We start from the raw sequence: 12,732 nt of genomic DNA on the forward strand, positions 1-12,732 counted from the left end.
CGTCACCCCGGTCAACTCAAGCGGCGTCTGTTATCTCAATTGCGAAAGTTGCAGAAGTTGCCTGCTCGCGTCAAAAACTATTTCAAGCATCCATCGATTGCTTATGCTGCATTGTAGAATTCACTCTATTTAATTGCCGAGGTAATAGTTCGTTAGCCCTCAGAACTTTCTTCTTTATTTCAGGACTTTAGTTATGAAATTTTCGTTGCCTTCTTTGCAAGATGTACAAGTAAAACCGCAATCAATGATTGGATTACCTCCATCATTGAGGTCATTTAGTACTTTCACGTGTAGAGCAATAGGTGTATTGAGCGTAGTTGCAGCAAACTATATCATTGCAACGCCAAAAGTTCATGCAGAACCGGCCTATTGCTCTACCGTTTACGCATTAGATAGCAATACCACTAGTAGGATTCATACTTTAAATCAAACCACGGGGGCGTACACTCAAGTAGGGACGGTTACTAGCGGAATTCTTAGTGCGGCTAATGCTGTTCAGCCCAGTACTGGAAAGATGTTTTATGTGTCCAGGAGTGGCACTATTAAAACCTATGTGTGGGATCCCAGCACCAATACCAACGCAACGCTATCTGGAAGTTTTACAATTCCAGCAGGAGAAGTAACGATCCGAGCTGCATTTGCACCAAATGGTAAGTTGTATGTGGCAACCAACACAGGTGGGATTTATGAAGTTAATCCTACTAATGGTTCACAAGTTGGTTCCATGATTACGCTGAAGGACAGTGCTAATCAACCATTAGCGCTTGCGGGCAATGGTGATATGGCATTTGATGGCAATGGAGTTCTTTACTTATTTAATGATGCTAACTTATATACTGCTGATATCAATTCTCAAACCGCATATTTGCTATCAACTACAGCAGGAGCTACATTTAATAGTGTCGCTTTTGGCTCTGGTGGTAAGCTTTTTGCGTATAATAGTGCTAGTAATACCGTTTTTTCGATTAATACGAATACGGGTGCTGCAACTTCGGTTGGCAGTCCATCTTTAGGTTCTGGGATTGTAGGGAGTGACTTTGGGAGTTGTGCTCAACCAACACCAAACCTAACAGTTTTAAAGAGCTATGCTAAAGTTGGGGGTAGTGCAGGGAGTACCATTCTGCCTGGTGATGTTGTTGAGTACACGGTTACAATTACCAATACAGGAACCGTGCCTGCTACGAATGCAACCTTTTCTGATGCTATTCCAGCAGGTGCAACCTATGTTGCTGGTAGCACTCAAATGAATAGTACTGCTGTGACTGACGGTAGTGGTGGTACTTTCCCTTTCCAACCTGCGAGAAATATTAATTCTCCTGGTTTGATAACTGGCGTTGTTGGAGTAGGGGTTGGTTATCAAGTAACACTCAAATATCGGGTGAGCTTAAATACAGTTAATCCCCCTGCAAGTATTGTGAACCAAGGGACAGTTTTATATTTGGGAAACCTAGTTCCTGGAGTTGTCTCTGATGATCCTAATACAGTTGCTGTAAATGATGCTACAACAATTACTTATCCTGTCATAACGCTATCTGGCAATGTATTTAACGACTCAGATGGTAGTAAGGTTCTAAATGGTGCTGAAGCTGGAACAAATGCTGGTGGATTGAATGCAGTATTGATTGATAATACTGGTAAAGTTATTGCTACGACTTCCGTGGCAGCGAATGGCACATACAGCTTCAGTAACGTGGCTGTAAATGCAAATTACACAGTTCAAGTTACGACCGCCACCGCCACCGTTGGCGCGATTCCCCCCGCAGTGACGTTGCCGAGTAACTGGGTCAGCACGGGAGAAAACTTGAATGGAACAGTTGATGGTACGGTAGATAGTAAACTTGCAGTTGCAGTAACAACAAGTAACGTTACTGGTATAAACTTCGGGATTGAGCAACTGCCGACTGCCGTGGGTGGGACAGCAACCAGTCAAACTAATCCTGGTGGGACGAGTACTGTTACTGTCCCTTCTACTCTGTTCACAGGTTCCACCGACCCCGATGGCACCGTTGCGTCCTACAAGATCACGGCCTTCCCCACCAACGCCACTAGCATTACGATTAACGGTACCAACTACACCTCTGCCTCTTTTCCTGTTGGGGGTGTAACGGTAACGACGGCACAGCTAGCAGGGATGGTGGTTGATCCCATTGACGGTTCAGTGAATGTTGGGATTTCGTTTAAAGCGATCGACAACGCAGGCCAGGAGTCAAGTAATACTGCTACAGCAACATTACCCTTTACTGCACCAGTAGCGTCCTGTTCACTCCAATCGCAACTCGTCAATCCCGTTGATTTAAACTTCGGGGGTGGTTCTACAGTCATTTCTGGAACAGCAAATACGCCTGGTGCCGTTTATAAATTCAGTAACGTTACATCAGGTGTTGACGCTTTAGTTACCCTGGAAAGCCTACAAGGTAGCGGTAGCTTGTTGATCAACTCATTGCTTGCTACTAGCCTTGGCGCTAACATTCGGGATACTCCAAGCGCATCCTACCAATTCAAAGTCGTGCTAGTGAAAGCAGGAACTAGTATTCCGATCGTCCCGAAAGACTTCGTAGTGACGGCATTTGATATTGATGGTCAATCCGGGAATACCGTCACTGACTTTGCAGGGTATCTCAATCCTGATGGCTATTTTGTCAACTCTCCGACTCAAATGCAAACGAGTTTGAGTACTACCGGAGTTGAATTTACGAACCTCAACACTGGTTTTAACGATAGTTCCAACAGTCCTCAGTATGCTGGTGGTGCATTCTACTTCAATACAAACACCTTTACTATTCGTGGAGGTTTGAAAAATGGCAGTGCTGCGGCTAGCCGGGGCCAAACATTTAATGTTCAGACTTCTCAGCTCAATAACTTCACAGCCTTGAACTGTAATAGTTTTCCCCGAACATCAGTCGTGCTATATGGCACAGTGTTTGATGATGCGAATGGAAATAAAGTTCAAGATGGTGCGGAAGCTGCGTTCACAACTGGTGGACTTAATGCAGTTCTAGTGGATAGCACCAATAAAGTTGTTGCAACGACATTAGTGCAAGCAGATGGAAGTTATACGTTTGATAACGTTCCCTCTAATGCGAATTACACGGTTCAAATTACAACTGCCACGGCCACGGTAGGTTCTGCGCCACCCGCGATCGCCTTACCTAGCAATTGGGTCAGCACTGGAGAAAATCTAAATAGTACTGCCGATGGAACGGTGGATAGTAAGCTCAGTCTTTCTGTTGCAACTAGCAATATTGTGGGAGCCAACTTTGGGATTGAGCAACTTCCCACGGCGGTAGGTGGTACTGCTGCTAGCCAAACCAATCCGGGAGGGACAACGAATGTGCCTGTTCCCAGCACACTCTTCACAGGTTCGACGGATCCCGATGGAACTGTTGCATCCTATAAAATCACCACTTTCCCCACCAATGCTACCAGTATCACGATCGATGGCACTAACTACACTTCAGCAAATTTCCCGGCTGGAGGGGTGACGGTCACGACAGCACAGTTAGCAGGGATGGTGGTCGATCCGATCGATGGTGCAGTGAATGTTGGGATTTCATTTAAAGCGATCGACAATGCAGGTCAAGAATCTAGCAACACCGCCACTGCAACCTTACCTTTCACGGCAGCTGTGGTGAATAACCCTAACCTCCTACTCGTGAAACGGATTACGGCAATCAACGGAACATCCATCAACTTCTTTGATGATGACACCACCACCGCCAAGAAAGATGACGACAATCATCCTTACTGGCCAACGCCGTTAAATACTAACAATACCTTGGGCAGCACCAACATCAGCACATTCCTATCTGGAAAAATCGATGCCGGAATGGTCAGATCTGGGGATGACTTGGAATACACCATTTACTTCCTCTCGGCGGGTAACGTGCCACTGAAAAACATTAACTTCTGCGACTTAGTTCCCACCAATACGACCTTTCAACCCAATAGTTTTGGCCCAGGGCAAGGTATCCAACTGTCCTTAGGCGGTAGTTTCTTGAACCTGACCAACGTTCCAGACAGCGATCGGGCGCAGTTCCTGAATTCCGGTGCCAAGCTTCCCACCTACTGTCCTTCCAGCAGCAATCCCACCGGAGCCGTACTGGTCAACATCGTGAATTCCAATTTCGCGGCTCCAGACAACGAATTGCCCAATGCCACCGCTCCCGGCACCCCGGTTGCATCCTACGGATTTGTCCGGTTCAGAGCCAAGGTCAACTGATTGGGACTTTCTGATTGGGAATTTCCGACGGCGGGTATCCATCCGTTGCTCACAGCTCTTGAATTGCTGGTGCTTAATCCCTGGCACTCAATCGCTGACGTAAATTCCGAATTGCAGTGCTAGTGTTGCGCTCGTAACTTTCCTGCAAACAGGTTTGAATCAGATCTGGTAGATCAAACTCTGGCAAAAATTGGCTTTGCTCGGCCAGGATATATTGCTGGTTTTGCAGACGGTAAATTTGCAGCGTTTGCCGCTTCCAGAGCCAGACCTCCGGCACTCGGTAGGGCAAATAATCATTGACATCGGAATAACTCGTCACATCCACCTCAATCACCAAATCCGGTGGCGGATCCTGTTGCCAATTAATCCGATGCTTGCCCGAAATCGCAGACCAATGGTCGATATAAAAACAGAAATCCGGTTCAAGGCCGCTCTCCTCTGGCAGATCCATCGTAATCGGCGTGAAGGCGTCGTACTCCCGATCGCAATAGTCGAGTAGCGGTATCACAACTTGAGACAAAATATGGGCATCACGACCATGGATGGGCAGAGGGGCCATCAGTAAAATTTCTCCATGCCGAAACTTGATGCGAGGAATCGATCGATCGCCCCGCTGCTGCGTCAGTTGCTGGTATTCCTGCCAAGTTCCCGGCAAGCGAACCACTGCTCCCTGGGGTAATTGCAACGTTTCCGTCGAAATGATGGTGGTAATCATAGGTCGATCGTTGGCCTCACTAACCAGGGACAGAGGGACTCAGCAGGATGACCAGAGGCTAGACTTCTACGAGCTGGTTTTCCTGACGTAAACAGGACTCAATGAAGGGATCCAACTCTCCATTCATCACATCTTGAATGGCTGTAGTTTCAGATCCTGTGCGTAAATCCTTAACCAGTTGGTAGGGATGGAACACATAGTTCCGGATCTGGTTACCCCAGGCTGCTTCCACCATATCGCCTCGGATTTCTGCGATTTCCTTGGCTTTTTGCTCCTGGGCAACGACCAACAGCTTGGCCTTCAGAATCGCCAATGCCTTCTCCTTGTTTTGGAGTTGGCTGCGTTCCTCCGTACAGCGCACCGCAAGTCCTGTGGGTAAGTGCACAATCCGTACCGCTGTCTCCACTTTGTTAACGTTTTGGCCGCCTTTCCCCCCGGCTCGAGACGTCGTGATTTCCAAATCCTTTTCGGGAATCTCCAAATTTACGTCATAGTCGATCATCGGCATGACTTCCACCCCGGCAAAGCTGGTTTGGCGCTTACCGTTGGCGTTGAATGGCGAAATTCGCACTAACCGATGGGTGCCCTTTTCCATCTTGAGGTAACCGTAGGCATAGCGTCCCTCAATTTCTAACGTTGCCGACTTAATTCCGGCCTCATCTCCTTCCGAGAGTTCCAGCATGCTGACTTTGTAGCCGTGGGACTCCGACCAGCGGGTGTACATCCGTAACAGCATTTCTGCCCAATCCTGGGCATCAGTCCCCCCGGCCCCGGCATTAATCGTTAAGCGTGCGCCCTTGGCATCGTAGGGACCAGACAGCATCTGCTGAAGTTCCCACTGATCCAACTCCCGCTGCAAAAAGCTCAGTTGATCTTGGGCTTCGGTTAGGAGGCTCTCATCGGACTCCAGTTCCAGCAGTTCCAAGACCGTTTGCGCATCGGACAGGCTCGACTTCCAACGATCGAAGCTTTCTAGGTGCGACTTGTACTCGTTTAATTCCTGCAACGTTCCCTGGGCCTTAGCTTGGTCATCCCAAAAATCCGGCTGGGAGGCCGATTGCTCCAGGTCGTGAATTTTTGCATTTAGGGCAGGAACGTCAAAGATAGTCCTGGGTTTTACCCAGGCGGTCAGTGAGCAATTCGATGCTGCGTTTCAGTTCAACCGTATCCATCCCAACCTCTCAGTCAAAACATGTCAGTCAAAACATAGGCAGGAAGATGCCGTCGCTATAACTCCGCAATCTCTGGGAATCAGACCCGCCCCTCACGGTTATAGCCAGCCTTCCTGTGATGATTTTAGCGCGGGTTGATCGACGCAAGTTGTGCCTGCCGAGGCTGTAGTAGAGAGCTAGCCCCAAGAGGATGCTGACCAACACTGATGGATGCCCCTGCGAGGTCAATCTCTTAAGAGGAAATCCACTGTAGGGGTGATTCCCTTCTCAGTAATACGGAGAGAACAACCAGACCCATGACTAGACCCATGACTCATTCAATGAGTATAAATACTTTGTGAATACCCTGTCCGACCCTTCAATGGGGACATGGGTACTCCAAATTGCCGTCGATCGTCGTAACAATCTGTCACACTAGGCCGAATGTCGGAGAAATTTGCCGAAATGGCTGAAGTGCTTACGGAATGAAGAACTCAGCCATTTCATGCAGGTAAAACCGCCAAATTTTCTACGTAATTGTGCTGAGGATCCGATTACGGGTACTTAGAGACTCCCGTAGATCGACGATGGTTCGATCCCGGTCAGATATTGAAAATGATGACAACGGTGATTGAGAGATGACTTACAGATGATGGCAACTCAAACGACGGTGCGCTCTCGCGGAATGGAACTCTTGGCTGCATACCATGCCAAACCCTCCGTTCGCCTGCGCAATCAACTGGTTCAAATGAATGCAGGTCTGGTACGCAAAATTGCTCATCGTATCAGCCACCAGTGCGCAGAACCCTATGAGGATCTCGAGCAAATCGGCTACATGGGTTTGATTCGGGCGATCGAACGCTTTAACCCCAACCAAGGTTGCGCCTTTAGTTCCTTCGCAGTGCCCTACATCCGAGGCGAAATGCTGCACTTCCTGCGCGATCGCTCTGGTACTGTTAAGATTCCCCGCCGTTGGCAGCAACTCAACAAGGAAGGTCAAAAAGTTCGGGAAGCGTTGGCGGCGGAACTCAACCGCCAACCCACAGATGACGAAATTGCTCAAGAGTTGGGTGTGTCGGTGGTGGAATGGCGGGACAGCAAACTGGCGGCCAAGAACCGTCTGCCCCTCAGCTTGGATGCCACGGTGTGCCAACAATTGGATTCTCCCATGACCCTGGGCGACACGATTCCCGATGCCCACTACCAAGACCTGCAAAACTTGGAAGAAGATCGGCAACAGTTGCAAAAGGCTCTGAACCAATTGGAAGACAAGACTCGTCAAGCGATCGAGTATGTTTTTCTGCATGACCTTTCCCGGAAGGAAGTGGCTGAAAAAATTGGCGTTAGCCCCATGACCGTGACCCGTCGGATTCACCGGGGTGTGCAGCAAATGGTGACCATGCTGAAACCCCAAATGCTGCAAACCGATCCCTAAGAATTTTCCAGCAAGGTGTTGCCGAAGATTGTTAGCCTCTCCTCCGAGAGAGGGCGACTTAAAAGAGATCGCTAATAATCTTCAGTCATCCTCTAGCTTTTTGACTCTAGGACACTGTTTTGCTTTTCACTGCCATTTTGAAGATTACCATTTTGAAGATATTGATTCAGTTGGTTCAACAATTTGGCTTAACGATTTGACTCAAGAGATAGTTTGATTTAGTGATTTGGTTGAATATTTGACTCAAGTATTGACTCAAGTTTTGACTCTAGGACACCGATCGCTTCAATGACTTGTACGTTTAACTCATTCTAAAGTTTGAGTTCCCTGTAAGTTTGAACAATACTCATGCTCCTTGTCTGGACTGCCTCATCAGCAGTCCTTTTTTGTTGATGGTTTTCCCAGAACTGAAGTGACCGGGTTTCAGCTACCGGGTTTCAGCTACCGGGTTTCAGCTATAGGGTTGCGTAAACCGATAGGCTTTGCTGTCCTACAGCCGCTTCAATTAAATCTGCGGCTTGGGTCACACCGCCCGATCGCGCGATCGCCTGTTGCAGTCTTCGGGCATTGCGCCGATAGGATGGCTGTTGCAGAACTTGGATGATCGCCTGCTTGAGTTTAGCGACGGTAAGGCGATGGGGCGGAATCATCATGCCTGCACCCGACCAGACAATGCGGGCTGCTACGCCGGGTTGATCACTGGTGATGGGAATGGCGACCATTGGGACACCTTGCGTCAGGGTTTCCAGCGTTGTATTCAGTCCCGCGTGGGTGATGACTAAGCTAGCTTCCTGCAAGAGTTCTAACTGTGGTGCATAGGGAACCACGATCGGATTACCAGGGAGGGTGGGAATGGCACGATCGCAGTTCCCAAGAGAAATCACCAACTGCACGGGTAAATCCTGACAGGCTTGGGCGATCACTTCAAAAATCCACTGTTGCCGATTTTGTAAGGTTCCCAGCGAAGCATAAATTAAGGGGCGACGAGAATCTAGCTGCTGCCAAGGAAAGGGAATGGCAGGACGGGGTAGGGTGTAGTGATGAGGCCCAGTAAAGTGAAAATTCGCGGGCAACTGCGATCGAGGGAACTCAAACTCCGCAGGCTCTTGGCTAATTTGTAAAAGGGAGGAATAGGCGTCGTTATTATGTTGATAAATAGGTAACCCAAATCGTTGGCGATGGTGATTAATGGTTTTTGCTAGCGGCTTAACAATTTCGTGATTCATGCGAGCACCTATCCAATTTCGGATGCGCCCGTAGAGGCTAGGGTTGTACAGCCAATCAAACGTAATTGGAGGGATTAACGGATCGGTATTTAACACAACCGCACTACAAAAGGAAATATAGGGAATTTGTAGAATATCCGCGATCGTGCCGCCTTCTAAGGACACTTGATCGACAATTAAGACATCCACTTGGGCTTGTCGAATCACAGTGGGGGCATGGCGCAGGGAGGCATCATAGGTATGCGCGAGGTACTGTATCCCAAATTTGAGACCTTCCAGTTGGCTGAGTTCACCCAAGCGATCGTCAAACTGGGCAATGCTACCCTTGGGAAATTCGGCTTCTGCAATGATGGTGCAATCGCAACCAGCGGCGGTCACTCGTTCAAAACCATCGGCAAAAACGAAAAAGGTCACTTGATGGCCGCGCCGTTTAAGTTCGTGGGCGAGGGGCACCAGGGAGTTAATATGACCTGTTGCGGTGGGGCAGAGGATACCAAAATGGCTCATGGTCATTGCTGTATTAGGAGTTGCTAAGGAATACGCAGCTCCTAATACAGCAGATTTCCGATCCGCAAAAGTGTTGGTTGGGGCAGCGGGAGAAGGGAACGACTTTGCCGTTTCAGGTTGTTTCTTTCGGGGAGAACGGTCATTTATCCATGGACTTTTGGACAAACGATTGAAGCAGAAGCGGTCACACATTGGTTCAAGCAGGGTTGTTGGGAAGCCTGTTCGGTGTCCAGGAGTGGGGGAACTTGCCCAAAGACCATCTCGCAACTGAAATCTTCAAAGTTGGGTGTTAGGGTCACGGGAATTCCAAAGTCTTTGGTGAAAAATTCCTGGGTGGGCACTTTACACATATTGACGCACATCCCCACACAGCGACTTTGCTCTAGGTAGCGACATTTCTGGATATGGACTCCACTGCGCTGCATTCGGGTTTCGCCCCTAGGAGAAGTGACTTCCACCGATCGCACTTCACAGGGGCCAACCAACCATTCAAACAGTTGTGTCGCGAACCAGGCATTTAATTCACAGACTAAGGGAGTGGGACGCGAAAAGGTGCGGATGGCCCAGAGCACTGGAGCAGGGATGAGCGATCGTAGAACAACTCCGACAAGGGCTTGTTGCTCCTCTGCATTGCGCCCCTGCATAATTTTCTGCGAGAGATGCACAAACCCGTCATAGCCAGGGTAGGGACTACTCTGTCCCACGGCTTTGGACATTTTGTGGGAAAAGAGCCAGATAAACCCCCGATCGAACCAATTATCGTGATAGACTGTTGCCGCTTCGGCCCCTGAGGACTGTAACGGCTGAGAAGTGTTTGGGGCTGTAGTTTCCGGGGGAATTGACATCACACAGATCTCGTAAAGGTGCACTCACTCTAGAATGGGAACAGGTAACGGCTTGCAAACCAATGACTCCTGTATTTCTAGAGGCCCTTTCCATTTTAAAGGGTGTTTCAGGGCTTGGGAGGCTGGTTGCCGAATGCTCCTAGGACTTGCTGATATCCTTTGGCGATCGTGTGTCTCGCTGGCCCTCTCCCATCCCCGTTCCCATGAACCAAAATTCCTCACCCTTCTGGCCCGATGATTTAGAGCAATGGCGAAAAACGCTGGCTGTAGCAAATTACAACAACATTTTATGTCACTGCCGTGAATGTGATCGGGAATGGGTTTCTTCCACAACGGAGGAAATTTGTGAATGTGGCAGTCAACGGATTCAATATCTTCCCTGCTGGCAATTTCCCGATGATTAGTAGGTTGAACTGGCTGATTTGTGAGGATTGCAGCAGTTTTTGGGATCGCATCAGTCCTTAAATCTTTCACGTCAAAAAACGGCTCTACTGATTCTGCGTCATAAATTGTGAGTCATAGATTTTTAAGTTTAATCACTATGGCTGTAGCGACTTATGTTATTCGGACAATGACGCGGCGGGATTTGGATGTTGCGATCGCTTGGGCGGCGGCGGAAGGCTGGAACCCCGGTTTGCAGGATGCGGTGATTTTCTATGCGGCGGATCCCCAGGGCTTTTTGATGGGATGGTTGGGGGAGGAGCCGATCGCGGCGATTTCTGCGGTGAAGTATGGGGATTCCTTTGGATTTCTGGGGTTTTACATCGTTAAGCTGGAGTACCGGGGCCAGGGCTATGGGATCAAAATTTGGAAGGCAGCCCTGGAGGCGCTGTCGGGGCGTACCGTTGGCCTAGATGGGGTGGTGGTGCAACAGGCCAATTATCAAAAGTCTGGATTTACTTTGGCCTACCGTAATATTCGCTATCAGGGCACTGCTTCCCATGGATCGATCGAGCATCTTGGGGATGTTCCAGTGGAGCTCGTGCCGTTGTCCACGATCGACTTTGAGCAGGTGTACCACTACGATCGACCGTTCTTTCCCGACGATCGCCGCACTTTTCTGCACAGTTGGATTAATCAGTCGGATAGTTACGCGATCGGGCTTGTGCAGAGTGGGCAGTTGGTGAGCTATGGGGTAGTGCGGCCTTGCCAGTCGGGCTATAAGATTGGCCCTTTATTTGCCGATCGACCAGAGTTTGCTGAGCAACTGTTTACTGCCCTGCAAACCCAGGTGCCGCAAGGAGCCGCGATTTTCCTAGACGTGCCGGAAACCAATGGGGCAGCGGTGGAACTGGCGCAGCGGCATCACCTGTCGATCGCCTTCGAGACCGCAAGGATGTACTTGGGCGAAACGCCAAATCTACCGATCGATCGGATGTTTGGCGTCACCACCTTTGAATTGGGGTAAGTTCGGTGGATAACACTGTCCTTCACAAATCCCCTGTACTGGGATGGAGAATTCACTTTCGGGGGGTGTCGGGGGAGTAGAGTCCCCTGACAGGGCAGGGGGGCGGGGAGAAGTTCCCCGATCTTTTCTGCGGAGCAGCCCCGACGATCGCGCGACATCACGAATTCATTGTGACGTTAATTGATTGATGTAATCTACCGCGATCGCATATCGCTGATAGCATTACGGGCAACCCCCGCGATCGCCTGATCCGTCGCCTTGGGCAGATGGTAATATTTCCCACCCGCCTTAGCCGCCAGTTCCTTGGCCAGTCCCGTAGAAACGAATTTGTTTTCCGTATCAATCACCAGGAACTGCATCCGAGTTGCGCCGATCTTCGTGGCAATCTCCAGCAATTCTGCCTTAATATCCGGCTTTTCACCTTCCGGTAGCGGCTCACCCAGCGATCGGGCCAAGGGTACATTCCCTCGCCCGTCGGTAATTGCCACAATCACCACTTGACCAATATCCCCCGATTGCAGGGAATTCATGCCCACCCGTACCGCTTGGGTCAAGCCGTGGGCCAAGGGCGATCCACCTCCGCAGGGTAGGCGATCGAGGCGACGTTTGGCCGCTTCGATCGATCGGGTGGGCGGCAACAGCACTTCAGCAGCTTCTCCTCGGAAGGGAATCAGTGCCACCTGGTCACGGTTTTGGTAGGCTTCCGTCAGGAGGCGGAGAACGGCTCCCTTGGCGGAATTCATCCGGTTCAGCGCCATGGAACCCGACGCATCCACCACAAAGACAATTAACGCCCCCGCCTTCCGCGCCATCCGTTTCGCCCGCACATCGGACTGCTCCACGAATACCCGCTTACGGGTGGTGGGATTCGCTTCCAACGCACGGCTGCGTCGGGATTTTTGGTAGGGAGCCGCCGATCGTAACGTGGCATCCACCGCAATCCGGCGTACCTTCCCACGCGGCAAAATCGGCTTCACATAGCGACCCCGATCTTCCGTAAAGATCACCGATCGGCTCCCGGACTTCCCTTGCTTGGCCGCCTTCTGGGCAAAGTACAGCACCGAGTCATCCATGATCACCCCTTCCGGATCAAAGATGAATTCTTCAGGAATATCGGGCATTTCCTGCTCGTCCTGAGTCTCGTTCTCGTTATCCTTTTCGTCCTCTTCCTGCTCTTGGTCGGAGGAATCCTCAGGATCGTCCTGGGCTTGGGGTGGGGGTGGCGG

9 protein-coding genes are annotated in these 12,732 nt (G+C 50.0%); 4 read left to right on the top strand and 5 right to left on the bottom strand.

Annotated elements, in window-relative coordinates:
- Positions 1-307 precede the first annotated feature (307 nt).
- Complete coding sequence (locus tag ACN4EG_RS25510; protein WP_431633105.1) at positions 308-4,219, top strand: beta strand repeat-containing protein; 3,912 nt, start codon at positions 308-310, stop codon at positions 4,217-4,219.
- Positions 4,220-4,292: 73 nt separating this feature from the next.
- Here the strand turns inward: ACN4EG_RS25510 and ACN4EG_RS25515 are convergent, their stop codons facing one another.
- Together ACN4EG_RS25515 and prfB are read right to left on the bottom strand one after the other, a co-directional pair.
- Complete coding sequence (locus ACN4EG_RS25515; RefSeq protein ID WP_431633106.1) at positions 4,293-4,934, bottom strand: Uma2 family endonuclease; 642 nt, start codon at positions 4,932-4,934, stop codon at positions 4,293-4,295.
- A gap of 58 nt (positions 4,935-4,992) precedes the next feature.
- Positions 4,993-6,106 (bottom strand): peptide chain release factor 2 gene (prfB, locus tag ACN4EG_RS25520; RefSeq protein ID WP_431633107.1). Its coding sequence is split into 2 segments (ribosomal slippage): positions 4,993-6,033 and positions 6,035-6,106, totalling 1,113 coding nucleotides; the frame shifts between segments, so codons are not numbered across the junction.
- A gap of 628 nt (positions 6,107-6,734) precedes the next feature.
- Between prfB and ACN4EG_RS25525 the strand changes: the two genes are divergently transcribed.
- Positions 6,735-7,520 carry an RNA polymerase sigma factor SigF gene (locus ACN4EG_RS25525; RefSeq protein ID WP_431633108.1) on the top strand — a complete coding sequence of 262 codons (786 nt, stop codon included), beginning with the start codon at positions 6,735-6,737 and terminating at the stop codon, positions 7,518-7,520.
- 455 nt (positions 7,521-7,975) lie between these two features.
- On the opposite strand, the gene ACN4EG_RS25530 is transcribed toward ACN4EG_RS25525, so the two are convergent.
- The gene (locus tag ACN4EG_RS25530; RefSeq protein WP_431633109.1) at positions 7,976-9,259 is read right to left on the bottom strand and encodes a glycosyltransferase; all 1,284 of its coding nucleotides are present in this window, start codon (positions 9,257-9,259) and stop codon (positions 7,976-7,978) included.
- Positions 9,260-9,396: 137 nt separating this feature from the next.
- Complete coding sequence (locus ACN4EG_RS25535) at positions 9,397-10,098, bottom strand: DUF4033 domain-containing protein (protein ID WP_431633113.1); 702 nt, start codon at positions 10,096-10,098, stop codon at positions 9,397-9,399.
- Between the two features lie 203 nt (positions 10,099-10,301).
- On the opposite strand from ACN4EG_RS25535, the gene ACN4EG_RS25540 reads away from it, so the two are divergent.
- Together ACN4EG_RS25540 and ACN4EG_RS25545 are read left to right on the top strand one after the other, a co-directional pair.
- Positions 10,302-10,502 (top strand): hypothetical protein, encoded by a 201-nt coding sequence (locus ACN4EG_RS25540; RefSeq protein ID WP_431633110.1) that lies wholly within the window; start codon positions 10,302-10,304, stop codon positions 10,500-10,502.
- A 137-nt stretch (positions 10,503-10,639) separates the two neighbouring features.
- A complete protein-coding gene (locus tag ACN4EG_RS25545) occupies positions 10,640-11,506 on the top strand; it encodes a GNAT family N-acetyltransferase (RefSeq protein WP_431633111.1) in 867 nt (288 codons plus the stop codon).
- Between the two features lie 194 nt (positions 11,507-11,700).
- On the opposite strand, the gene ACN4EG_RS25550 is transcribed toward ACN4EG_RS25545, so the two are convergent.
- On the bottom strand, positions 11,701-12,732 hold a 1,032-nt coding region (locus ACN4EG_RS25550), incomplete at its 5' end, for a VWA domain-containing protein (RefSeq protein WP_431633112.1).

The organism is Alkalinema pantanalense CENA528, assembly GCF_050753345.1.
Classification (GTDB): Bacteria; Cyanobacteriota; Cyanobacteriia; order Leptolyngbyales; family Leptolyngbyaceae; genus Alkalinema; species Alkalinema pantanalense.

Excerpts from the sequence above, each read along its gene's own strand:
- ACN4EG_RS25515 (WP_431633106.1), bottom strand. The coding sequence starts at position 4,934 with ATGATTACCACCATCATTTCGACGGAAACGTTGCAATTACCCCAGGGA.
- ACN4EG_RS25525 (WP_431633108.1), top strand. The coding sequence starts at position 6,735 with ATGATGGCAACTCAAACGACGGTGCGCTCTCGCGGAATGGAACTCTTG.
- ACN4EG_RS25530 (WP_431633109.1), bottom strand. The coding sequence starts at position 9,259 with ATGACCATGAGCCATTTTGGTATCCTCTGCCCCACCGCAACAGGTCAT.
- ACN4EG_RS25535 (WP_431633113.1), bottom strand. The coding sequence starts at position 10,098 with ATGTCAATTCCCCCGGAAACTACAGCCCCAAACACTTCTCAGCCGTTA.
- ACN4EG_RS25540 (WP_431633110.1), top strand. The coding sequence starts at position 10,302 with ATGAACCAAAATTCCTCACCCTTCTGGCCCGATGATTTAGAGCAATGG.
- ACN4EG_RS25545 (WP_431633111.1), top strand. The coding sequence starts at position 10,640 with ATGGCTGTAGCGACTTATGTTATTCGGACAATGACGCGGCGGGATTTG.